General features: G+C 67.3%; 22 protein-coding genes. 10 read left to right on the forward strand and 12 right to left on the reverse strand.

Annotated features, from left to right (window positions below; genetic code table 11):
- Nucleotides 1-2 precede the first annotated feature (2 nt).
- The 3 genes from HNP55_RS06315 to HNP55_RS06325 are packed head-to-tail and all read left to right on the forward strand — an operon-like array spanning nt 3 to nt 1,389.
- Complete coding sequence (locus HNP55_RS06315; protein WP_184297854.1) at nt 3-470, forward strand: type II secretion system protein; 468 nt, start codon at nt 3-5, stop codon at nt 468-470.
- Nucleotides 471-478: 8 nt separating this feature from the next.
- Entirely contained in the window at nt 479-883 is a 405-nt protein-coding gene (locus HNP55_RS06320) for a type II secretion system protein (protein ID WP_184297342.1), read from the forward strand.
- 2 nt (nt 884-885) lie between these two features.
- The gene (locus HNP55_RS06325) at nt 886-1,389 is read left to right on the forward strand and encodes a type II secretion system protein (RefSeq protein WP_184297344.1); all 504 of its coding nucleotides are present in this window, start codon (nt 886-888) and stop codon (nt 1,387-1,389) included.
- Nucleotides 1,390-1,456: 67 nt separating this feature from the next.
- Here HNP55_RS06325 and HNP55_RS06330 read toward each other — a convergent pair whose 3' ends face one another.
- From HNP55_RS06330 to HNP55_RS06340, 3 genes are all read right to left on the reverse strand, one after another.
- A complete protein-coding gene (locus HNP55_RS06330; RefSeq protein ID WP_184297346.1) occupies nt 1,457-2,896 on the reverse strand; it encodes a PA domain-containing protein in 1,440 nt (479 codons plus the stop codon).
- Complete coding sequence (locus tag HNP55_RS06335) at nt 2,883-3,302, reverse strand: post-PEP-CTERM-1 domain-containing protein (protein ID WP_184297348.1); 420 nt, start codon at nt 3,300-3,302, stop codon at nt 2,883-2,885. Before HNP55_RS06335 ends, HNP55_RS06330 begins: the two co-directional genes overlap by 14 nt.
- A 99-nt stretch (nt 3,303-3,401) precedes the next feature.
- Nucleotides 3,402-4,055 carry a choice-of-anchor J family PEP-CTERM protein gene (locus tag HNP55_RS06340; protein ID WP_246448224.1) on the reverse strand — a complete coding sequence of 218 codons (654 nt, stop codon included), beginning with the start codon at nt 4,053-4,055 and terminating at the stop codon, nt 3,402-3,404.
- Nucleotides 4,056-4,557: 502 nt separating this feature from the next.
- Here HNP55_RS06340 and HNP55_RS06345 point away from each other — a divergent pair.
- A complete protein-coding gene (locus HNP55_RS06345; RefSeq protein ID WP_184297350.1) occupies nt 4,558-5,076 on the forward strand; it encodes a CAP domain-containing protein in 519 nt (172 codons plus the stop codon).
- Here the strand turns inward: HNP55_RS06345 and HNP55_RS06350 are convergent.
- The 5 genes from HNP55_RS06350 to HNP55_RS06370 are packed head-to-tail and all read right to left on the reverse strand — an operon-like array spanning nt 5,066 to nt 9,172.
- Nucleotides 5,066-5,542 (reverse strand): DUF4440 domain-containing protein, encoded by a 477-nt coding sequence (locus HNP55_RS06350; protein ID WP_184297351.1) that lies wholly within the window; start codon nt 5,540-5,542, stop codon nt 5,066-5,068. The two genes, HNP55_RS06345 and HNP55_RS06350, sit on opposite strands and share 11 nt — an antisense overlap.
- Entirely contained in the window at nt 5,539-6,255 is a 717-nt protein-coding gene (locus tag HNP55_RS06355; protein ID WP_184297353.1) for a response regulator, read from the reverse strand. Before HNP55_RS06355 ends, HNP55_RS06350 begins: the two co-directional genes overlap by 4 nt.
- On the reverse strand, nt 6,252-7,517 hold the full coding sequence (locus HNP55_RS06360; protein WP_184297355.1) for a sensor histidine kinase: 1,266 nt from the start codon (nt 7,515-7,517) through the stop codon (nt 6,252-6,254). The genes HNP55_RS06355 and HNP55_RS06360 overlap by 4 nt, the downstream gene beginning before the upstream one ends.
- Nucleotides 7,514-8,641 carry a tRNA 2-thiouridine(34) synthase MnmA gene (mnmA, locus tag HNP55_RS06365; protein WP_184297357.1) on the reverse strand — a complete coding sequence of 376 codons (1,128 nt, stop codon included), beginning with the start codon at nt 8,639-8,641 and terminating at the stop codon, nt 7,514-7,516. Before mnmA ends, HNP55_RS06360 begins: the two co-directional genes overlap by 4 nt.
- Nucleotides 8,642-8,671: 30 nt before the next feature.
- Nucleotides 8,672-9,172, reverse strand: a complete 501-nt coding sequence (locus tag HNP55_RS06370) for an NUDIX hydrolase (RefSeq protein ID WP_184297856.1) — start codon at nt 9,170-9,172, stop codon at nt 8,672-8,674.
- Between the two features lie 136 nt (nt 9,173-9,308).
- Here HNP55_RS06370 and HNP55_RS06375 point away from each other — a divergent pair, with 136 nt between their 5' ends.
- The 6 genes from HNP55_RS06375 to HNP55_RS06400 all read left to right on the forward strand — a co-directional run bounded on the left by HNP55_RS06375 (nt 9,309) and on the right by HNP55_RS06400 (nt 15,350).
- Nucleotides 9,309-10,451, forward strand: a complete 1,143-nt coding sequence (locus tag HNP55_RS06375) for a Re/Si-specific NAD(P)(+) transhydrogenase subunit alpha (RefSeq protein ID WP_184297359.1) — start codon at nt 9,309-9,311, stop codon at nt 10,449-10,451.
- A 5-nt stretch (nt 10,452-10,456) separates the two neighbouring features.
- Nucleotides 10,457-10,771 carry an NAD(P) transhydrogenase subunit alpha gene (locus HNP55_RS06380; RefSeq protein ID WP_184297361.1) on the forward strand — a complete coding sequence of 105 codons (315 nt, stop codon included), beginning with the start codon at nt 10,457-10,459 and terminating at the stop codon, nt 10,769-10,771.
- Complete coding sequence (locus tag HNP55_RS06385; protein WP_184297363.1) at nt 10,768-12,192, forward strand: NAD(P)(+) transhydrogenase (Re/Si-specific) subunit beta; 1,425 nt, start codon at nt 10,768-10,770, stop codon at nt 12,190-12,192. The genes HNP55_RS06380 and HNP55_RS06385 overlap by 4 nt, the downstream gene beginning before the upstream one ends.
- A gap of 161 nt (nt 12,193-12,353) precedes the next feature.
- Nucleotides 12,354-14,027, forward strand: coding sequence for a long-chain-fatty-acid--CoA ligase (locus HNP55_RS06390; RefSeq protein WP_184297365.1), 1,674 nt, complete (start codon nt 12,354-12,356; stop codon nt 14,025-14,027).
- A gap of 12 nt (nt 14,028-14,039) precedes the next feature.
- Nucleotides 14,040-14,528, forward strand: coding sequence for a hypothetical protein (locus HNP55_RS06395; protein ID WP_184297367.1), 489 nt, complete (start codon nt 14,040-14,042; stop codon nt 14,526-14,528).
- Nucleotides 14,529-14,582: 54 nt separating this feature from the next.
- Nucleotides 14,583-15,350, forward strand: a complete 768-nt coding sequence (locus HNP55_RS06400; RefSeq protein ID WP_184297369.1) for a 16S rRNA (uracil(1498)-N(3))-methyltransferase — start codon at nt 14,583-14,585, stop codon at nt 15,348-15,350.
- Here the strand turns inward: HNP55_RS06400 and HNP55_RS06405 are convergent.
- From HNP55_RS06405 to HNP55_RS06420, 4 genes are all read right to left on the reverse strand, one after another.
- A complete protein-coding gene (locus HNP55_RS06405) occupies nt 15,342-16,697 on the reverse strand; it encodes a class I SAM-dependent RNA methyltransferase (RefSeq protein ID WP_184297371.1) in 1,356 nt (451 codons plus the stop codon). The genes HNP55_RS06400 and HNP55_RS06405 overlap by 9 nt on opposite strands.
- 212 nt (nt 16,698-16,909) lie before the next feature.
- A complete protein-coding gene (locus HNP55_RS06410; protein WP_184297373.1) occupies nt 16,910-18,163 on the reverse strand; it encodes an OmpA family protein in 1,254 nt (417 codons plus the stop codon).
- Entirely contained in the window at nt 18,154-19,563 is a 1,410-nt protein-coding gene (locus HNP55_RS06415; RefSeq protein WP_184297375.1) for an ExeA family protein, read from the reverse strand. The genes HNP55_RS06410 and HNP55_RS06415 overlap by 10 nt, the downstream gene beginning before the upstream one ends.
- A gap of 169 nt (nt 19,564-19,732) precedes the next feature.
- On the reverse strand, nt 19,733-22,891 hold the full coding sequence (locus HNP55_RS06420; RefSeq protein ID WP_184297377.1) for an EAL domain-containing protein: 3,159 nt from the start codon (nt 22,889-22,891) through the stop codon (nt 19,733-19,735).
- Nucleotides 22,892-22,897 lie beyond the last annotated feature (6 nt).

Consider the following 22,897-nt stretch of genomic DNA (forward strand, 5'->3'; position numbering starts at 1 on the left):
TCATGCGCGAGCGCGGCTTCACCCTGATCGAGATGCTGGTGGTGCTGGCCATCATGGCCATGCTGGGCACGGCCGCCCGCCCCTTGCTGGAGCTGACGGTGCAGCGCACGCATGAATACGAGCTGCGTGCCGGCCTGCGCAGCCTGCGCGGCGCCCTGGATGCCTATAAAAAAGCGGCCGAGGCCGGGCAGATCAAGCTCAGCCCCGAGGACAGCGGCTACCCGCCCGATCTGCGGGCCCTGGTGGACGGCGTGCCGGATCTGAAATCGGCCGGGGCGCGCAAGATCTACTTTCTGCGCCGCCTGCCGCGCGACCCCTTTGCCGACGCCAGCCTGCCCGCCGCCGAGACCTGGGGCTTGCGCGCGGCCGACAGCCCGCCGGAGGAGCCGCGCGCCGGCCGCGATGTCTTCGATGTGTTCTCGCGCTCCGAGCGCCGCGCGCTGGACGGCACGCGCTACAAGGATTGGTGAGGCAGGCCATGGCTGACAAGCAATGCAAGCGCGGGGGGCGGGATCGGGGCTTCACCCTGATCGAGCTGATCGTGGTAATGGCCATCGTGGCCCTGCTGACCTCCATCGTGGCACCGCGTTATTTCAACAGCCTGGCCAAATCGCGCGAGACGGCGCTGCGCAGCTCGCTTGCCGTCATGCGCGACGCCATCGACCAGTTCGCCGCCGACAAGGGCCGCTACCCCGAATCGCTGGAAGAGCTGGCCACGGCTCGCTATATCCGCGAGATCCCCGAGGACCCGCTGACCGGTAGCCGCGAGGCCTGGGTCACGCTGACGCCGCCCCCCGATGCGCAGGCCACGGGCCAGGTCTTCGATGTGCGCAGCGGCGCGGCCGGGCGGGCCAGCGATGGCCGCTTGTTTGCGGACTGGTGAGCATGAGCAGGGACGGCCTGCGCGGCTTCAGCTATCTGGGCCTGCTCTTCTTCGTCGCAATCACGGCGGCGGGGCTGGCGGCCCTGGGCCAGAGCTGGAGCACGGCGGCGCAGCGCGAGCGCGAACGCGAGCTGGAGTTCCGTGGCGGCGAGATCGCCAGGGCAATTGCCAGTTATGTCCGCGCCAGCCCGGCTCAGCCGGGTCAAAACCCGCGCAGCCTGGACGACCTGCTGATCGACCGCCGCGGTGTCAAGACCATCCACCATCTGCGCCGCGCCTATGCCGACCCCTTCACCGGCAAGCCCGACTGGGTGCTGGTCAGCGAGCCCGGCCAGCCCCAGGGCTTCACGGCGCTGCACAGCCGCTCCGAGCGCGAGCTGCTGCGCAGCAGCAGCCCCGAGGGCCTGCCCTTGAAGACGGCGCGCGACTGGCTGTTCGACGCCAACACCCAGGCCTTGCAGGCCACGCAAAAGCCCAGCCCCGAAGCGCAGCCGGCCCTGCCTTGAGTCTGCACAAAAAAAGCGCGCTGCTTTTCAGCAGCGCGCTTGCACGCGAAACAGGAGCCGGAGGGGATTACCAGCCGATGTCTTGCAGCAACTTGAAGGTCAGGTCCAGCGGCACCAGCACCGAATGGGTCAGGTCGCCGTTGATCGAGGGCTCCATCAACTGGTTGCGGACGGCCGTCACGTCAAAGTGCGAGACCGAGGAACCTCCCTGGTAGGGGTTGGGCGCGAACATCATCATGCGGCCCAGCGGGTCGGCGCCGGAGTACTGCGAACCGGTCACGGCCAGCGAGGCAAACACGCCCGAGCTGTTGCGGGTGCGCTTGGCCAGTGCGCTCAGCAGGGCCACGCCATCGGCTTGCGAGATGCGCACCGAAGGAATGGTGACGCTGGCGTCGGTGCCGCTCATGCCGGCCGGAACGCCGGCGGCGTTGTCGGCGATCAGCACGGCCTTGGCGCCGGCATTCTGCAGATTCTTCACCTTGATGGTGAAGCCGCAGCTGCCACGGCTGATCAGGGCCACATTGCCCTTGGCGGCCAGGGCTTGCGCAGCGCTCAGGGGGTTGCAAGCCAGGTCCAGCGTGCCGGTGCTGGTGGTGATGGGCATCAGGGTGCCGGCCACGGCGGTGTTGCTCAGCGGTGGGCCGAAGGAGGCTTCACCCACGGCATGCAGGCCGGTCGTCACGCCGGCTTGCGAGCCGGTGATGATCAGGCCGGGGCTGCCCATGCGCAGCACCTGGGGGATGGCGGCGGTGACCAGGGGGCCGGTCCAGACCAGCTTGTCCACGCTCAGTGCCGAAGCCTGGCGCTCGGCCGTCGTCATGTCCTTCCACAGCTTGCCGGTGACCGTGCCCAGCAGGTAGTGGTCCCACACCGAGGGGAAGCCGCCGTTCTGCAAGCCGGTGCTGCCATTGGTGAAGGTCTGGAAGCCCAGGCCGTGGCCCATCTCGTGCAGCAGGGTGGCGATGAAGTCGATATTGCTGCCGTGGTTGCCGTCCAGGCCCAGGTAGAAGGACGAGCCTGCCAGGCAGTTGGCCTGACCCAGATTGGCGTTGAAGTTGGCGTTGATCTGTGCCGCATTGAGCGTGCCCAGATAGCTGCCCGACAGCTTGTTGGCCAGGGCGTAGGAATACCAGGTGTCGGCCTTGGGTGCGTTGGCGAAATTGCGGAAGATCGAGGTGGCACCGGCGCTGCCCAGCGTGGCCGAGGTGGCCGTGCAGGTCAGGGCGGAGAACTGGGCATTGATGACGATGGGCTGGCTGCTGGTCAGCGTGGCGCCCCAGATGTTCGCGGCGTGCGTGAAGGCGATCAGGCGCTGCTCACCGAGGGTGACGCCGGTATTGCCTCCGACGGGGACGGCCGGGGTGGCGTCGTTGAAGCCAACGCCAGCGGCATTGATATTGTTGATGACGATGGTGGCGGCGGCCTGGGCCTGGAAGGCGGCGCCGAACAGGCTGAGGGCGGCGCAGGTGGCGCCCAGGGTGGCTTGGAGCTTCTTATTTGCTGTCATGGCTATGGCCTTTCACTGCTTTGCTGGACTTGGCGGGCTTCTTGCCCTTGTGCAGGGCGTCGGCGGCTTCGGCGCCGGTCACGCAGTGCAGGTCAATGCTGCCGTCGGCGTTGCGGGTGGCCACCGAGTAAGACAGGCTGCTTTCGTCCAGTTCCTGTTCGACCGTGCCGTCGGCATGCTTGACGGGTTGGGGGTTGACGAGGCCGGTGCGCAGGCCGCGCGGTGCGGCCTTGAGCGCGGTCTTGCCGTTATTGCCCTGGCTCAGCACTTGAGCTTCCTGGGCGGTGGGTGCGCGCAACTCGCCGGTCGCGCTGTCCTTGGCCACCGTGGCTGCGGAGGCAGCGCTAGCAGCCATCAAACCGACGGTCGCAACTGCGGCCGCCATGAAAGAGGTGTTGATCTTCATATCGGTATCCTGGTCTGTGATGGATCGCGCCCACCTGCGCGCACAAGGGCTGGCAGCCGCTCATGGCGAAGAATCGGCGGGCGGACGAGCCGGTGTGGCTTACTTGCCGGCGTTGCGGCGGCGCAGCGCGGCCAGGCCCAGCAGGCCAGCGGCCATCAAGGCATAGCTGGAGGGCTCGGGCACGGCAGTCACCGTGATGGTGTCGATGCCCACGGCATTGGCCGTGCTGGCGTCGGCCACCAGGTACTCAAAAGCGATGCGGCCGGTGGTGGCGCTGGGCAGGGCGAAGGTGTATTGGGTCCAGCCGCTGGTCGTGGCGGTGATGCTGGCCAGGGCGGTGAAGCCGCTGGTCGCCGTGCCCGAACCGGCGCTGAACAAGACCTTGAAGCGGTCGCTGAAATCAGGCAGGTCCTGGCTGCGGGCGTAGAAGCTCAGGCTGCTGGCGCCGCCCAGGGTGATCTCGGGGCTGATCAGCCAGTTGTCGATGCTGCCGAAACCGTTGGCGGCGCTCAGATAGCTGGCGAAGGCGAAGGAGTTGGCGGGGCCGGATTGGGCGCCACTCAGCAATTCTTCGGCGCCCTGGCTCCAGTCCTGGCCCACGGGTGCGCTGTTGTTGACCAACACCCAGCCGCTGCTGTTGAAGTTGTCAAAACCTTCGCTGTAGAGCGCCGGCGCTGCGTTTGTTGAGGCTTGGGCCGCGCTCATCAAGACCAGGGCTCCCAGCCCGATCATGCTGCGTTTGATTGCAAACATAAAAATCCCTCGTGACCATTGAATGTGATCTGACCCGCGGCACGACTCGGGATCTTTGGAATCCCAGCGGTGCATGCGGTCATCAGCCCCGTGACGGGACTGTGGATTAGTTCACAAATCTCCCGGCCCAGCCCCGGGGGATAGTCCTAGGCATCCCTTGAATTGGGGGGAGAGAAATCCCTAGGTCTTCGCCCCGGCAACCCGGGTCCGAGAAGGTGCGCCTGCGCCCGCCATGTCTTTTTGAGCACATGCATCGATATTTTTTGTAAGCAGTTGATAAAAATCCGGCTCGCTTGCCGGCCTGGAGAAAGGCTGCAAATCCAGGGCTTTGCACACGGCCTTCCTCGGCCAGTGCTGGCCTGCCGCCATGGCCATGGGGGCGCCAGCGGGAGGCGGGCTCGTGCACTTTGTGCGCTTTCTTTTTGGCTCCCTTGATTTGCTGCGCCGAAAGCCACAGCACTGCCGTTTAAGATCCGGCTCCCCTACTGCTTCCGCTGCTTGCATGCGTGCTCTCGTTTCAGCTGTCCTGCTCACTTTCACCAGCTTGTGCTTTGGTGGTGGTGGCCCGACGCTCAGCGATTCCAGCGCTTGCAGGCATGCTCTCGATGCCCAGGAGGTGCTGGCCCAGATCAATGCCTTGCGCACCCAGGCCCGCCAATGTGGCGCGGTGCATATGCCGCCGGCCCAGGCCTTGCGTTGGGATTCGCGCCTGGCGGCCTCGGCCAAGGCTTATGCGGGCGAGTTGTCAGTGCGCAATGAGCTCAGCCATACCAGCGCCCTCGGCCTGACCTTGCGCAAGCGCTTTCTTCTGCAAGGCTATCCCTTGATGCGTGCCGGTGAGAATCTGGCCGGTGGCCAGGAAACCCTGGATGAGGTGATGCTGGCCTGGACCAGCAGCGCGGCCCATTGCGACAATCTGATGGAGTCCAGCTTTGTCGATGTGGGCATGGCCTGCGTCGTCGGCCCCGGCCAGTATGAGCGTTACTGGGTGCTGCACCTGGGACGGGCCTTCAAGGATTGAGGGCGGCGGGGTTCAGCCGGCGCTGCACGGCGCTGATCGGCAGGCTCGCTTCGGCATCGGCCCAGACCATGGCGCTGATGCGCCAGCCGGCCGCGGTCAACAGGAAGTGGAAGCTCTTCATGCCCTCGCCCTCGTAGGCGGCGTTGCGGAGCCAGCCCTGCTTGCGGTAGTGGCTGTTGCGGCTGGCCATGCCGCCGAAGATCAGCGTTTCGGAGGCCAGCTCCCATTCATGGAAGTCCTGCAGCTCGCCGCTCAGCAGCAAGGCCTCGCGCGGCCGCAGGAACTCGGGCAGCGACATGTTTTCCGCTCCCTGGCTGCTGTGTTTGGCGATGCGGGCATGGGGAGCGAACAGGGTCTCCAGCGTGGCGAAGTCGGGCCGGCGGCCGGCGCGGTTGTCAAAGACGGCGAAGAAGCGCTGCACCAGTGCGTCGATGGCCTGCTGCGCCGGCATGGCCGCGCTGCTCATATCCAGCCCAGGTCGATGGCACGCAGCACGGCTTGCGTGCGGTCGCGCACGCCCATCTTGGAGAAGATGGCCGAGCAGTGGTTCTTGATCACGCCCTCGCTATTGCCCAGCAGGGCGGCGATCTCGGTATTGCTGCGGCCGCTGGCCACCAGGCGCAGCACCTGCAACTCCTTGGGCGAGAGCGGGTCGGGCTGATCGGTGGCGACAAAAGCGCGCTCGCCCCGGCCGCTCACCTGTTCCATGCGGGTGGTCAGCGAGGGGCGCAGGGCGGTGCCGCCACCCATCACCTCGTGCAGGGCTTGCAGCAGGGTCTCGGGGCTGATGGCCTTGAGCAGGAAGCCGCGCGCGCCGGCCCGCACCGCTTCGTCAAAAGCCGTGGCGTCGTCAAAGGTGGTCAGTAGCACGACCGGGATCTGCAAGGCCCGCGCGGCCAGGGCGCGGATCAGGCCCAGGCCGTCCAGGCGTGGCATGCGCATATCGGAGAGGATGATGTCGGGCATCTGCACATCGGTCGCGCCCAGGGCCTTGCGGGCGCCAAAGGCCTCGACCAGGGCCAGGGCCTCGGCGCCGTCGCTGGCTTCGCCGACGATCTGGATCTCCTCGTGCAGGGCCAGCAGGCCTTTGAGGCCCTCGCGCACCAGCTGCTGGTCTTCCACCAGCAGCAGCTTGATGGAGCTTTTCTCTTGGCTTGTTGTCGTTGCTGTCGCGCTCATGCCGTCCTCGGACAATGCAGTTCAATTCTGAAACCCGGGCGGCTGCGCTGCACCTGCATGCCCCCTCCCAACTCGCTCATGCGCTCCCGCATGCCTTGCAAACCGTTGCCGGCCTGCAGGGCGTGGGTGCCCAGGCCATCATCGTCGATGCTGACCAGGATCTGATCATCCCCCATGGCCGGCCCGCTGCCGAGCTGCAGCTTGATGCTGATGCTGCTGGCGCGCGAATGCCGCACGCTATTCGTCACCGCCTCCTGCACGCAGCGCAGCAGGGCATGGGCGGCGCGCGGGCTCAGGTCGCGGGCGGCGGGGGCGATGTCCAGCTCGATGCGGGTGCTGGCCACGCCCTCGGCCAGGGCTTGCAGGGCGGTGCTGAGGTCGATGCGCTGTGAGCTGCGCTGCTGCGACACGGCCTCGCGCACATCGGCCAGCAGATGGGCGGCGCTGCCGCGGGCGCGCTCCACCGCGGCGGCGGCGCCGGCCGCGTCCTCGCGCTTGAGCAGGGCCGAGCCCAGCTGCAGCTGCAGGTTCAGCGCGGTCAGGTGGTGGCCCACCACATCGTGCAGCTCGCGCGCCATCAGGGTGCGCTCGTGGTAGCGCATCTGCTCGGCCTGCAATTGCTCGGCGCTCATGCGCTCGGCCAGCATCACCTGCAGCCAGCGGCGTTTTTCCGCTTCCACCGCCGACATGCGGCCCAGGCCGAAGGCCATGCCATGCAGGGCCACCATGGCCATCAACAGGCCCAGGCTGTCCAGCCAGGCGGGGATCTCGGCGCGGGCCTGCTGCAGATCGGCCAGGGGCAGGAGCCAGTAGAGCAGCAGATTGATCACCACCTGGGCCAGGGCGAACAGAAAGGCGGCGCGCGCCCGCAGCAGCACGGCGGCCAGCGCCGTCACCAGAAAGGGCAGGCCGGGCGTCACGGCGATGGCCAGCAAGTCCACCAGCACGATGCGGCGCAGGGCGTTCGGCGGGGCCTGGTCGGCCTGGCTGTCCTGCGCCAGCCGCCAATAGGCCCAGGCGAATAGCAGCACCAGGCCGAAGCAGACGATCAGCAGCACCGGGTCATTGCTGGCTCCGCCCAGGCGCAGATAGAGGGCGGCGACGGCGCCGTCATAGGGCTCGGTGCGGAAGCCCGCCAGGCCGGCGATGGCCGCGGCCAGCTCCAGCAAGCACATGGTCAGCGCGGCCACTTGTAGCACCACGCCCGGCCGGGCGATGCGGGCCAGCAGGCGGTCCAGCTGGCGGCCGAGCTGCATGCTCATGCGGCGGGGCTGGCCGAGGCGATCACGCCGCCCCCCAGGCAGACCTCGCCGGCATACATCACCAGGCTCTGGCCCGGGGTGACGGCCCATTGCGCCTGGGCAAAGTCCACCCGGCACTGGCCGGCGGCCGGCGTGTTCGGGTGGAAGGCGCAGGCGGCGTCGGCCTGGCGGTAGCGGGTCTTGGCCCCAAAGCCGCCGAAGGCGGGCTGCTCGCCGGTCCAGGACAGATCGTCGGCCACCAGGCTGGCGCTGAGCAGCCAGGGGTGATCGTGGCCTTGCACGACGTAGAGGGTGTTGCTCTGCATATCCTTGCGGGCCACGAACCAGGGCTCGTGCTCGCCGCCGCCGCGTGCAGCGCCCTTCTCCTTCACGCCGCCTATGCCCAGACCCTGGCGCTGGCCCAGGGTGTAGAAGGACAGGCCGACATGCTCGCCCAACTTGCGGCCGCGCTCGTCCTTGATGGGGCCGGGCGCATGGGCCAGATAGCGCTTGAGGAATTCACGGAAGGGCCGCTCGCCGATGAAGCAGATGCCGGTCGAGTCCTTCTTGCGGGCATTGGGCAGGCCGATTTCCTCGGCGATGCGGCGCACCTCGGTCTTGTGCAACTCGCCCACCGGGAACAAGGTCTTGGCCAGCTGGGCCTGGTTCAGGCGGTGCAGAAAATAGCTCTGGTCCTTGCTGTTGTCTATGCCTTTCAACAACTGCGTCTGGCCGTCCAGCTCGCGCACGCGGGCGTAATGCCCGGTGGCGATCTTCTCGGCGCCCAGCGCAAAAGCATGGTCCAGAAAGGCCTTGAACTTGATCTCGGCATTGCAGAGCACGTCGGGGTTGGGCGTACGGCCGGCCTGGTACTCGCGCAGAAAGGCGCTGAACACGCGGTCCTTGTAATCGGCGGCGAAGTTGACATGCTCGATCTCGATGCCGATCACATCGGCCACGGCGGCGGCGTCGACGAAGTCGATATTGGACGAGCAGTATTCGCTGTCGTCGTCATCTTCCCAGTTCTTCATGAAGATGCCGACGACCTCGTGTCCTTGGCTTTTCAGCAGATGGGCGGTGACGGCGGAATCCACGCCGCCGGACAGGCCGACGACGATGCGTTGTTTCTTGCTGCTCAAACTCATGCCGCAATTGTCCCGCAAGTGCCCGGGCGATCAGTTTTTCACACAGGGTTCATACAAGCTGGGATCGATCTGCAGGGCCTCCAGCGGCAGGCGGCGGCCGGCGCGGTGGTCCTCGATGCAGCGCAGCACCAGGGGGCTGCGATGCCGCGCCGCGCTGGCGCGCACCTCCTCCAGGCTCAGCCAGACGGTGCGCACAATGCCCTTGTCCAGCACCCAGCCGGGCACGGGCTCGCTGACCGTGCCGGTGAAGGCCAGGCGCAGATAGGTCACATCCTCTAATCGCGAGGGTCGCACAAAGCGGGCCATATAGAGGCCTAGCAAGGCCTCGGGCCGGAAGTGCCGGCCGGTCTCTTCCAGGGCCTCACGCACCACACCCTCCAGGGGCGATTCCCCTGGGTCCAGATGGCCGGCGGGGTTGTTCAATTGCAGGCCCTCGGGGGTCTCTTCCTCGACCAGCAGATAGCGGCCCTGCTCTTCGATGATGGCCGCCACGGTGACGGCGGGTTTCCAGCGTTCGGTGTTGTTGCTCATCTGCATCCCTGGCATGTCCGGGTGTCATTGAAGAGGCCTATTGTGTAAGCTGAATCGAGACAGGGACTTTGTTCTGGGTGCAGATGTTTTTTTAGCCGCAAATGCCAGCCGGTGAGGGCTGGCCCAGGAGGGATTCATGCTGATAGGTGTTCCGCGCGAGAGCGCGGCCGGGGAAACGCGTGTGGCTGCCACACCCGAGACGATCAAGAAGCTCAAGGCTCAGGGTCATGTCTTGCGGGTGGAGCGTGGCGCCGGCCTGGCCGCCAGTGTGACCGACGAGGCCTATGCCGCCGCTGGTGCCGACTTGGTCGAGCGCAGCGAGGCCTTTGCCGCCGATCTGCTGCTCAAGGTGCGCAGCCCCAGTGCCGAGGAGTTAGGCCTGCTCAAGCCCGGTGCCGCCCTGGTGGGCATGCTCAATCCCTTTGACAAGGCCGGCCTGCAAGCCCTGGCCACGGCCGGGCTGACCAGCTTTGCGCTGGAGGCGGCACCGCGTAGCTCGCGGGCGCAGAGCATGGACGTGCTGAGCTCGCAGGCCAATATCGCCGGCTACAAGGCCGTGATGATGGCGGCCGAGCGCTACCAGCGCTTCTTCCCCATGCTGATGACGGCGGCCGGCACGGTCAAGGCCGCGCGGGTGGTGATTCTGGGCGTTGGCGTGGCGGGCCTGCAGGCGATTGCCACGGCCAAGCGCCTGGGCGCCGTCATCGAGGCCTCGGACGTGCGGCCCTCGGTGAAGGAGCAGGTCGAGTCCCTGGGCGCCAAATTCATCGAGGTGAGCTACGACACGCCGGAGGAGAAAGAAGCTGCCGAGGGCGTGGGCGGTTATGCCAAGCCCATGCCGCAAAGCTGGCTGGACCGCCAGAAGGTCGAGGTGGCCAAACGCGTGGCGCAGGCCGATGTGGTCATCACCACCGCCCTGATCCCCGGCCGCGCCGCGCCGGTGCTGGTCACCGAGGAGATGGTGCGCAGCATGAAGGCCGGCTCGGTGATCGTGGACCTGGCCGCCGGGAAAGGGCAAACAGCCCCTGACGGGTCCGTGGGCGGCAACTGCCCGCTGACCGAGGCCGGCAAGACGGTCGTCAAGCATGGCGTGACCCTGGTGGGCGAGACCAATCTGCCCGCCCTGGTGGCGGCCGATGCCTCGGCCCTGTACGCACGCAATGTGCTGGACTTCCTCAAGCTGGTGCTGGCCAAGGACGGCAGCCTGCAAGTCCCCATGGACGACGACATCGTGGCGGCCTGCCTGGTGACCCAGTCCGGTGAAGTGAAGCGGAGCTAATCAAGATGGAACTCGTCAACCCCACCGTCACCAATCTGATCATCTTTGTGCTGGCCATTTACGTGGGCTACCACGTGGTCTGGACGGTTACGCCCGCCCTGCACACGCCGCTGATGGCCGTCACCAATGCCATCTCGGCCATCGTCATCGTCGGCGCCATGCTGGCCGCGGCCTTGACCGAGACCGATCTGGGCAAATTCATGGGCACGCTGGCCGTGGCCCTGGCCGCCGTCAATGTGTTCGGCGGCTTTCTGGTCACCCGGCGCATGCTGGAGATGTTCAAGAAGAAGGAAAAGAAGGCCGGAGGAGAAAAGAAATGAGCATGAGCCTCGTCACCCTTCTGTACCTGATCGCCAGCGTCTGCTTCATCCAGGCGCTCAAAGGGCTCTCCCACCCCACCACATCAATCCGCGGCAATCTCTTCGGCATGGTGGGCATGGCGATTGCCGCCCTGACCACCGCCGCCCTGATCGTCAAGCTGGCCGGCGGCCAGATGATGGGCTTGGGCTATGTGCTGGCCGGCTTGGTGATTGGCGGCGGCCTGGGCGCTTATATGGCCGGCAAGGTCGAGATGACCAAGATGCCCGAGCTGGTGGCCTTTATGCACAGCATGATTGGCTTGGCGGCCGTCTTCATCGCCGCCACCGCCGTGCTGGAGCCCTGGGCCTTCGGCATCACCGCCCATGGCGAGCCCATTCCCGGCGGCAACCGCATCGAGCTGGCGCTGGGCGCCTTCATCGGCGCGGTCACTTTCTCGGGTTCGGTGATCGCCTTCGGCAAGCTCTCGGGCAAGTACAAATTCCGCCTCTTCCAGGGCGCGCCGGTGTCCTTCCCCGGCCAGCACAAGCTCAATCTGGCCCTGGGCCTGGCGGCGGCCTTCTTCTGCTTCGGCTTCTGGCATTCGCAAAGCTGGATGGACTTCGGCCTCATCCTGGCCCTGGGTTTTGCCCTGGGCGTGCTGCTCATCATCCCCATCGGCGGGGCGGACATGCCGGTGGTGGTGTCCATGCTCAATAGCTATTCGGGCTGGGCGGCGGCGGGCATAGGCTTTTCGCTCAACAACAGCATGCTGATCATCGCCGGCTCCCTGGTGGGCAGCTCGGGTGCCATCCTGAGCTACATCATGTGCAAGGCCATGAATCGCAGCTTTTTCAATGTGATCCTGGGCGGCTTTGGCGGCGAGGCCTCGGCCGCGGCGGCCGGCGGCGCGGTGCAGCGCAATGTCAAGAGCGGCAGCGCCGACGACGCCGCCTTTGTGCTGGGCAATGCCGAGACCGTCATCATCGTGCCCGGCTACGGCCTGGCCGTGGCGCGCGCCCAGCATGCGGTGAAGGAGCTGGCGCAGAAGCTGAGCGAGAAAGGCGTGACGGTGAAGTATGCGATCCATCCGGTGGCCGGCCGCATGCCCGGCCATATGAATGTGCTGCTGGCCGAGGCCGAGGTGCCGTATGACCAGGTGTTCGAGATGGAAGACATCAATGCCGAGTTCGGTCAGGCCGATGTGGCCATCATCCTGGGCGCCAACGATGTGGTGAACCCCGCCGCGCATGTGAAGGGCAGCCCCATCTACGGCATGCCCATCCTGGAGGCCTACAAGGCCAAGACCATCATCGTCAACAAGCGTTCCATGGCGGCCGGCTATGCCGGCCTGGACAACGAGCTCTTCTACTCGGACAAGACCATGATGGTGTTCGGCGACGCCAAGAAGGTGGTGGAGGACATGGTCAAGGCCGTGGAGTGAGGCCTGGCCCCCCTTGAACAAGGCCCGCCTTGGCGGGCCTTGTTCATGGTGCCTACACGCAAATACGAGCCGGCGCGCAGGGGCGTGCGGCTATCGAATCCCCTGATGAGAGGGCTGTCAGCGATAGGTCAGAATCGCGGCATAGCAAGGAGACGTGAAAGATGGAGAAGATTTGGCTCAAGAACTACTCTGAGGGAGTTCCGGCAGAGATTGATGTTGGGCGCTATCCGTCCCTGGTGGACTTGATGGAATCGGCCTTCAAGAAATACCCCAATCTGCCCTCCTACAAGATGATGGGCCGGCAAATCAGCTTTGCCCAGCTGGATGAGGCCTCGCGCGCGCTTGCCGCTTATTTGCAGAGTTTGGGCCTGGAAAAGGGCGACCGCGTCGCCCTGATGATGCCCAATGTGATGCAGTACCCGGTGGCCGTGGCCGCCGTTCTGCGCGCCGGCCTGGTGGTGGTCAACGTCAACCCGCTGTACACCCCGCGCGAGCTGGAGCACCAGCTCAAGGACTCGGGCGCCAAGGCCATCGTCATCCTGGAGAACTTTGCCGCCACGCTGCAGCAGGTGATCAAGACCGTGCCCACCAAGCATGTGGTGTTGGCCTCCATGGGCGAGATGCTGGGCTTCCCCAAGGGATTGATCGTCAACTACGTGGTGCGCAAGGTGAAGAAGCTGGTGCCGGCCTTCGAGCTGCCCGGCGCCGTCACCTTCAATGCTGCGCTGAGCAAGGGCCGCGGCCTGCCCTACAAGGCGCCCAAGATGGGCCCGCAGGACATCGCCGTGCTGCAGTACACCGGTGGCACCACCGGCGTGTCCAAGGGCGCCGTGCTGCTGCACCGCAATCTGGTGGCCAATACCTTGCAGGCCGAGGCCTGGTACCAGCCGGCGCTGAAAAAAATCCCGGCCGGCGAGCAACTGGTCAGCATCTGCGCCCTGCCGCTGTATCACATCTTCGGCTTCACCACGAACATGATGCTGTCCATGCATGTGGGCGGCGCCAATGTGCTGATCCCCAATCCGCGCGACCTGCCGGCGGTGTTCAAGGAGCTGAGCGGCCATCGCTTCCACAGCCTGCCGGCGGTCAACACCTTGTTCATGGCCATGGCCAATCACCCGCAGTTCAACACGGTGGACTGGAGCCATCTGGTGATCGCCGTGGGCGGCGGCATGGCCGTGCAGCAGGCGACGGCCAAGCTCTGGCTGGACAAGACCGGTTGCCCCATCTGCGAGGGCTATGGCCTGTCCGAGACCTCGCCCGTGGCCAGCTGCAACCCGACGGACAGCAAGGCCTATACCGGCACCATCGGCCTGCCCATGCCCAATACCGACATCTGCCTGCTCGACGACGAGGGCCGCGAAGTGGCGCCCGGCGCCACCGGCGAGATCGCCATCCGCGGCCCGCAGGTGATGGCCGGCTACTGGCAGCGCCCCGACGAAACCGCCCAGGTGATGACGGCCGACGGCTTCTTCCGTACCGGCGATATCGGCATCGTGGACGAGCGCGGCTTCTTCAAGATCGTGGACCGCAAGAAGGACATGATTCTGGTCAGCGGCTTCAACGTCTACCCCAACGAGATCGAGGACGTGATCACGCAGATGGAAGGTGTGCTGGAATGCGCCTCGGTAGGCGTGCCCGATGCCAAGGCCGGCGAGGCCGTCAAGGTGGTGATCGTCAAGAAGAACCCGGAGCTGAGCGAAGCCGATGTGAGGGCTTTTTGCGAAACCAATCTGACCGGCTACAAGCGGCCCAAGATCATCGAGTTCCGCAGCGATCTGCCCAAGACCCCGGTCGGCAAAATCCTGCGCCGCGAGCTGCGCGACAAGAAGTAAGGGCCACACAGGGTGAGCACGCAAAGATTCCAAAGAACGGAGGCCGGCCGGGCCGAGGTGAAGGTGCGCAGCCAGGCTTTGTCGCGCAGCGCACGTAATCTGTTATTGGTGCTGGATGCCTCGCGCCCCGGCGCCGAATGGCTGAGCCTGGTGCAAGGCGCCACGGAGGCCGATCTGCAGCAATTGCAGATCAGCGGCCTGATTGCCGACCCGACGCAGGAGCCGGCCGTGGCCTTGACCGAGGCCGCGGATCGCATCGAGCTGCCCGCTGCCCCGGCCTCGCCCATGGCCTACGACGAGCTCTACGGCTTTCTGACCCGCCATGCCAAGCAGTATCTGGGCCTGATGAAGGGCTACCGCATGGTGCTGGAGGTGGAGCGCTGCGTCGATCTGCCGACCCTGCAAGTCCTGGCGGACCGCTTTGTGCAGGATGTGCAGCTGGCCCAGGGCGAACAGGTGGCCGAGCAGGTGCGGCGTGCGCTGGGGATGTCCAAGGCCTGAGCGCGGGCATATTCTGAGGCAAACTCGGGGCCACGAATTTTCTTCTGGCCCATCATGCCCCCCCGTTTATTTCTGGACACCCCGCTGGGCAGCGCCGCCGATGGCGACGCCGCAGCCAGCCAGCCTCATGAATTGATCCTGCCCGCCGGTGCCGCCCGCCATGTGCAGGTGCTGCGCCTGCAGCCGGGCGCGGCCATCACCTTGTTTGATGGCTCCGGCTTCGAATGGCAGGCCGAGGTCTTGCGCATGGGCCGCAGCGAGGTCAGCGTGCATCTGCATGCCCGCCAGCTGGTGCACCGCGAGCTGGCTCATGCCGTGAGCCTGTGCGTGGTGATGCCGGCCAACGACCGCATGGACGGCGTGATCGAAAAAGCCACCGAGCTGGGCGCTGCCGCCGTCCAGCCGCTGATGAGCGAACGCTCGGTGTTGCGCCTGAGTGGCGAGCGAGCCGATAAAAAACAGGCCCATTGGCAAGGTGTGGCCGTGGCCGCCTGCGAGCAAAGCGGGCGCGCCCAAGTGCCCGAGATCGCGCCGGTGCGCACGCTGGCGCAATGGCTCAAGAGCCTGCCACCGGTGCAAGCCTCGCAGCGCCGCTGGCTGCTCAGCCCGACCGCCGCCCGCCCGCTTGCAGAGTTGGCCCGTGCCCAGGCCGGCGCCACGTCGACCCTGGTCCTGTCCGGCCCCGAGGGGGGCTTGAGCCCCGCCGAGGAACAGGCCGCCCGCGAGGCCGGCTTCGAGGCCGTGCAACTGGGCCCGCGCATCCTGCGCGCCGACACCGCGCCGCTGGCGGTGCTGGGCTGGCTGGCCCTGCAATCAGTCTGAGCTTGCAGCGCCCGGCTTAGGCGTGCGCGCCGAGCCCTTGATCAGGTCGAAGCGGAACATGCGGCACTCGATGGGGCCGTTCCACATCGGCACCTTGCGCGATTCTTTGAGCCGCATCTTGCTGGGCAGCTTCATATCGGGGCAGAGCAGCCAGGCGGTCCAGCCGGCCGGGTTGCCGGTGTAGGCGCGCTTCCAGTGCGCGGCCAGGCGGGGGAAGAAGTCGTCGCCGGCGTCGCGCTGGCTGACCTGCCCCCACGTCGCCTGCGGCTCCAGCCCCCCGAGGGGGCGCGCGCCGCCTTGGGTCGGCCCGGCGGCGGCGCGTGAGCCGCCCGCATCCCGGCTCATCTGAAAGTTGCCGGCCTTGCCACGCACCTCGATGCGCTCGCCATAGGGCGGGTTCATCATGATGGTGCCGGGCATGCCTTCGGGCAGTTCGGGTGCCGGGCGCTCCAGCGCATCGCCGCCGTTGAACTGGATGTATTGCGCCACACCGGCGCGCTCGGCATTGCGGCGCGCGAAGTCCACCATGCGGAAGGCCACATCGCTGCAGAAGATGGGCACGGCCGGCGCATGTTCGCGGTCCTTGGCGGCCTGCTTGAGCGCCTGCCAGCGGCCACGCAGGGGCACGAAGGGGCCCTGGCGCTCGAAGGCGAAGCGGCGCTGCAGGCCGGCGGCCATGCCGCAGGCGATCTGGGCGGCTTCCACCGCGATGGTGCCGGAGCCGCAGCAGGGGTCGTGCAGGGCGCCGCCGGCCTGCGGCGTGCCTTTCCAGCCGGCGGCGGCCAGCATGGCGGCGGCCAGGGTTTCCTTCAGCGGGGCGTCGCCCTTGTCTTCGCGCCAGCCGCGCTTGAACAGGGGCTCGCCCGAGGTGTCGACATAAATCGTGGCATGCACCTCGTTGAGGTGCAGCATCACCGGCAGGTCGGGGTAGCGGGTGTCCACGCTGGGGCGCTCGCCCGTCACATCGCGCAGCACATCGCAGATGGCGTCCTTGACGCGCAGGGTGGCGAAGTTGAGGCTGCGCAGGGGGGAGCGCTGGGCCACGGTGTCCACCCGTATCGTCTCGGCCGGGCTGATCCATTGAGACCAGTCCACCCGCAGGGCCAGGGCGTAGATATCGTCCTCGTGGCGGTAGCCGCCGTCGATGATCTCGATCAGCACGCGCTGGGCCAGGCGGCTTTCCAGATTGAGCTTCATCACCCCTTCCAGATTGCTGCGCACGGCCACGCCGCCGCGCAGGGCTTCGGTGTGGGCGCCGGGCAGGATGGCGCGCACTTCCTCTTCGAGCCAGGGCTCGACGCCGGAGGCACAGGAAACAAAGAGATGCAGCTTGTCGGTGGGGAGCATGGGCGGGCGGCTTTGGGGGCTGAGGGAGATTCGGGCCCGATTGTCCCAGTTTGTTGCGAGCATCCAGGTATTTCGGGCTGAGCGCCGGGCCGCCCCAAGCCGGCCCGCGCCGGCGAAGCTTGGCGGTCGAACCGTCAAGCGTCGCCATCCCCTTGGGGGACCGACCGGACTCGCCCGCGTTCAGCGTGGCGAGGTTGGGCGAGGGGCCATGGTTATCTGCAGTCCAGCAGCTTGAATTCGACCCGGCGGTCGATGGCGTCGCGGGCATCGTCCGTGCCGCTGCCGATGATGTTTTCCAGCCAGCCCTTGCCGCTGGTGCTGATGCGCCGGGCCAGGCCGGGTTGCAGGGCTTGCATCAGGCCGCGCACCTTCTCGCTGCGGGCCAGCGAGAGCTTCTGGTTGAAGGCTTCTTCGCCGCTGCGGCTGGTGTGGCCGGCCACCTCCAGGCATTGGGGCGAGGCAGCGATCTGGGCGCTGATCTCCTGCAGCCAGAACTCGTAATTGCCGCTGACGCTGGGGTCGGCCCAGAAGCTGGTCTGGCCGGGCATGAAGAGGAACTTCATCGCCAGGCTGCGCGTGGCCAGGCCCTCGGCCACCACGCGCTTGAAGTCCTGCCGCGCCAGATCGTTTTGGCCCAGCTTGAGGTGGCTCAGATAGAGGCCGTTGTAGGCGCGCAAGGCCAGTGGGCCGGGGCGGGCCGCCACGGCCTGGAACAGCGCCAGGGCCTGGGCGTAGTTGGCGGCGGCATAAGCCTCCTGCGCCTGGCTCAGCAAGGCCTGGGCCCAGGCGTTTTCCACCGTGTCGGCGTTCAGCGTGGCGCCGGCTGGGGCGTTCAGCAACTGGCTGTTGTGCTGCTCGGCGATGCCGGGCTTGTTGCCGTTCATCAGCACCGGGCTGTCGTGGAAGTAGGCGCTGGGCTTGAGCTGGCCTTGCAGGGCGCGCAAAGGGCCTTGCCAGCGGGCCACGATCTGATGGCTTTTCAGGTCCAGCATCAGCAAGGTCAGCACGAGAGGCGCTGGGGCCTTGGCCTCGGTCGGTTTGAGCGGGCCGCGTGGCTTGGCGAGGGTGCCCGCGCTGGAGCGCATCAGGCTGCCGCTGATCAGGTAGTCGGTGGCGCGGCTGTTCGCCGCCTCGGCGGCGACCCGCTTGAGTTCGGGCACCTGGGCGTCGATCTGGCGGGCGATGATTTTCTTCACCTGGGCCGCGGCCTCTGATTCTTCTTGCAGCGGCTGTTGCTCACCCTGGCTCAGATCGACCAGATCGTTGATGGCGCCCAGGGCCACGCTGCGCCCGCTGGCCGCGCGCCCGGCCTGGGCCCGCCATTGGGTGAACAGACCTTGGCCCGTCTCCAGCACGTCTTGTTCAAACGGGGTGCTGGCGCTGAGCGGGGCCGGTGGCGTGGCGCAGGCCGCCAGCAAGGCCAGCAGGCCCAGCAGCCAGCGGCGCGGGTGCAGCGTCAGTGGCATTGTTCGTCCAGTTCCCGCCGGTCCTTGGCGGACAAGGGCTCGCCCAGGGAAAGGCGGGCCAGCAGTTGAGCACAGGCCTTGTTGCCGGTCCTGTGGGGGCTCGCTTGGGCGGGCAGGATGGGCTTGATGGGCGGCATCCGACTGCCGGTGGCCGCAGAGCTGGGGTCGTCAAAGGCCAGGGCAACCGGCGGCGGCGCCTCGGAGGCGTGGGCCGCGGGCGGGCTGACGTTTGCCACGGCCTTGCCGCCGTTGCCGTTGCTGTTGCTGTTGTTGTTGTTGTTGTTGTTGTTGTTGTTGTTGTTGTGCGGCGGGCTGGGCGGTGTGGGCCAGGCTTGGTTTTGCAATTTGGCGGGGCTGGCTGGCTGGGCTCCGGCCTGCGGCGCCTGGCCGACCAGCTCGGGCCAATGTTTGAGGGCGCCCAGGCCGGTGGCCAGCAGCACCGCGCCTGCGGCGATCAGGCCGACCAGCGGGCGATGGGCGTGCTGGCGTTTGGGCAGGGCCGGGCTGGGGCCAGGACGGCTCAGATTGCTGCCGCGGGCGCTCAGGGCCAGGGCAGGGTCCAGGCCCAGCTCTTCGGCCTGGGCGGCCACCATGGCGGCGTCGATGGCTTGCCGCTCGTCCATCAACCAGGCGGATTGCAGCAGATGCTTGCACAGCAGGCGGATGCGGCCCGGGTTGCCCGCGCAGCAGGCATGGATGGCGTCAAAAGCCTCGGGCAGGAATTCGGTCGGGCCGTGGTCGGCGGCGGCCAGCAGCAGGCGGCTCTGGATGAAGGCGTGGGACTCCTCCGCCCGCAGCGGCGAGAGGTGGAAGCGCGGGCCGATATCGGCGGCAAAGGCCTGCAGCTCCGGCGCCTTGAGCATGGTGAGCAAGGGCGTTTGGCCGACCAGGATGACGCGCAGCGCGTGCCTATCCTTGGGGCGCAGCTGATTGAGCTTGAGCAGGGACAGCAGGGTTTCGGGCGGCAGGCTTTGCGCCTCGTCGATCACCAGCAGGGCCGGCTCGCTGCGGGCGGCCCAGGTCTTGAGCTGCTCGGCCAGCCAGTCCTGTGGGCGCAGGGCGGGTGCGTCGGTGCCGCCCGGCATGCCAAAGGCGAAGGCGATGGACTGCAGGATCTCATGCCCGCTCATGGATGTGTAGCTGAGGTAGGCGGTGTGGCCGTTGGCGGCGGCCAGGTTCTGCAAGGCCATGCGCAGCAGCAAGGTCTTGCCCGAGCCCACGTCGCCGGTCAGCACCAGCACGCCGTGGCCGGACTCCAGCCCGGCCCGCAGGCCCAGGCGCAGCAGCTCCAGTGAGGCGGTGGCAAAGTAGCTGCCGGCTTCCGGTTGCCAGAAAAAGGCCTGACCCGGGTCGTTCGTCTGGGCCGCCCTGTCGGCAGCCCTGGCAGCATCTGTGCCCATGTCCTGATTCCTCAAATACAGCAGCTCTGGCGGCCGGCCGCCACTCTTGTTCTTGGGGCTCCCTGGAGCTTGATTGTCCGGCGGCTTGAGGGGCGCAGGGGCAGTGCGCGCCGGGGGCCGTGAACTATGCACGGCCACCCCCCACGAACAGGGTCGGGCTTGGCGCCTCTCAGTGGCTCTCGGCCAGGACCTTGGCCGGGCCGGGGGCGGGCAGCCGGGGCCGCGACGGCCAGTCGCGGGTCAGCTGGATGAAGTCGGCCAGGGGCAGGGGGGGGCTGAAGAGGTAGCCCTGGAAGGCCAGGCAGCCCATCTCGACCAGCAGGCTGCGCTGCGCCTCGGTTTCCACGCCCTCGGCGATCACCTGCAGGCCCAGGCTTTCGCCCAGTTGCAGGATGGCGTGGGCGATGGCGCGGGCATTGGGTTCGTTGAGCAGATCGCGCACAAAGCTCTGGTCGATCTTGAGCTGCTTGAGCGGCAGGCGCTTCAGATAGGCCAGCGAGGAGTAGCCGGTGCCGAAGTCGTCCAGCGAGAGCTTGACGCCCAGCTGTTTGAGCTCGCCCATCAGCGCGATGACGGCCTCCACATCGTCCACCAGGGCGCTTTCGGTCAGCTCCAGCTTGAGCCGGTGGGCCGGCGCACCGCTGCGCGACAGCAGGTTCTGCACCGTTTCCAGAAAGCCCTTCTGGCGGAATTGATGGGCGCTGACGTTGACGGCCAGGGTCAGGCCGGCCATGCGCGGCTGCTCGGCCCACAGGGCCAGTTGGAAGCAGGCCTGCTGCAGCACCCATTCACCCAGGGGCACGATCAGGCCGGTCTGCTCGGCCAGCGGTATGAACTGGGCCGGCGAGACCCAGCCGCGCACGGGGTGGCGCCAGCGCAGCAGCACCTCGGCCCCGGTCAGCGCGCCCAGATGGGTCACCTGGGCTTGCAGATGCAGTTCGAACTGGGTGTTGCGCAAGGCCACGCGCAGATCGGCCTCCAGCACGGCGCGCTCGGCCAGGGCGGCCTGGGTGACGGGGTCGAAGAAGCAGAGCTGGTTGCGGCCGGCCGCCTTGGCCTGGTACATGGCGTGGTCGGCGTGCTTGAGCAGGTCTTCGCTGCTGCGGTCCTCGGCGCCCCAGACCACGATGCCTATGCTGGGCGTGCTGTGGTGCAGATAGTCCTTCAGCTGATAGGGCTGGCCCAGCACGCGCAGCAGCTTCTCGCAGGCCACTTCGGCGTGGCGTATGGCTTCGGCGCGCTCGGCCCCAAGGTCTTGCAGCAGCACGACGAACTCGTCGCCGCCCCAGCGCGCCACCGAGTCCTCGGCGCGCACGGCGCTTTGCAGGCGCTTGGCGATGCTTTGCAGCAGCAGGTCGCCCATGCCATGGCCCAGGGTGTCGTTGAGCGATTTGAAATTGTCCAGATCGATGAAGACGACGGCGCCGTGGCGGCCCTGGCGCTGGCGCGAGGCCAGGGTCTGGTCCAGGCGGTCCAGCAGCAGGCGGCGGTTGGGCAGGCCGGTCAGCGGGTCGTTGAAGGCCAGCTTCTCGATCGCGGCCTCGGCGCGCTTGCGTTCGGTGATGTCGCGAGTCAGGCCGATGAACATGGGCTGGCCGTCGCGCTCGATGCGCGAGACGGCCAGGCTCAGCGGGAAGATGCTGCCGGCCTTGCGGCGGCCGTTGACGTCGCGACCCACGCCGATGATGCTGGGCGTTTGGCCGCGGAAGAAGCGGCGCAGATAGCCGTCGTGGCGGCCGCCTTCGGGCTCGGGCATCAAGAGGCTGACGTTGCGGCCCAGCACCTCGTCCTGGGTGTAGCCGAACATGCGGCAGGCCGAGGCATTCATGCTGGCGATCTGGCCCTGGGCGTCGATGGTGATCACGCCGTCCACCATATTGTCCAGGATGGCCTGGGTGTGCTGGGCCTGGGCCAGCAGGGTCTGCTCGGCCTGCTTGGCCGGCGAGATGTCCAGATTGGTGCCCACCAGGCGCTGCGGCCGACCCTGGGCATCGCGCGACATGATGCGGCCGTTGGCGCGCACCCAGACCCAGTGGCCGTCCTTGTGCAGCAGGCGGAACTCGGTGGTGTAGCTGGGGCGGCGGCCGTCCAGATAGTCGTGCAGCAGGCGCAGCGTGGGGCCGGCGTCGTCGGGGTGCAGGCGGTCCTGCCAGCTGCTGTAGTGCAGGGGCAGCTCGCGCGGGCCGTAGCCCAGCATGCTGTGCCAGCGCCCGTCCACCTGCAGGCGGCCGTTGCTCAGGTCCCAGTCCCACAGGCTCAGGTCGGCGCCCTCCAGGGCCAGGGCCATGCGTTCCGCGCCCTCGCGCTCGCTATGGCGCTGGGCCGCGCGCAGCTCGTCCATGCCGCGCATGCGGCGCTGCCAGAAGCCCAGGCCCAGGCCGCTGGCCAGGCAGAGGATCAGGCCGCCGGTGGCGCTCATCTGCACCTGCTGGCGCCAGGGCAGGTCCAGGGTCTCGACCTTGCGGCCGACGGCGACGACCAGATGCTTGTTCATGCTCAGGCCCTCCACCTTGACGGTGTGCAGGGCCGCCAGGCGTTCGTCGCCGCTGATCAGGGACTCGCCCTGCAAGGTGTTGCTGTCGCGGCCCGAGCTCAGGTGGCGGCTCAGCATGGAGCTGGAATAGTGCAGCAGATTGCGGCCCAGCCAGCCTTCGTTCTGGGGCAGCATGCCGAACATCAGGCCGTCGCTGTGGATCAGCACGCTCCAGTTGTCGTCCGAGACCTGGGCCGTGCCCAGCACCAGTTTGAAGTACTCAGGGTCCAGGGCGATGGCGGCCACGCCGATGAATTTCTGCTGCGCATCGAACAGGGCGCGTGACAGCGTCATGGTGTAGATGCGCTGCGTATTGCGGTAGGGCGGCGAGGTGTAGAGCTGCTCCCGCAGGGGCTGGGCCTGCGGCGCGCTGAAGAAGCTGCGGTCGCCATGCATGCTGCCCACCAGCTCGGGCTGGGAGCTGGCCAGCAAGCGGCCCTGCGCGTCGAAGACGGAGGCGATGCGCACGCCGGGCATGGTCTGGGTCAGGGTGGAGAGCAGGCCGACACCGTCCTCCTGCAGATGGCCGGCCCGCCATTTGGGCAGGGCGCTGGCCATGGTCTTGAGCGCCGCCTGCACGCCCAGCAGCTGCTGGGAGACGATGCCGTCCAGGGTCTGCACCATGGCCTGCAGGCGCTCGCCCTCGTGCTGGCGCAGCTGGCCGCGTTCATGGTTCAGCCACAGGCCCGTCAACAGCCATGCCAGCAGCCAGGCCAGCACGAGGGCCAGCCATTGGCGCAGAAAGAGGCGGTTGGGCCGCAGGGGGCGGGCCGGGAGGTGAAGATCGGTGGGCATGGTGGG

Origin of the sequence: Roseateles oligotrophus (genome assembly GCF_014204525.1) — a bacterium.
GTDB classification, from domain to species: domain Bacteria; phylum Pseudomonadota; class Gammaproteobacteria; order Burkholderiales; family Burkholderiaceae_C; genus Paucibacter_A; species Paucibacter_A oligotrophus_A.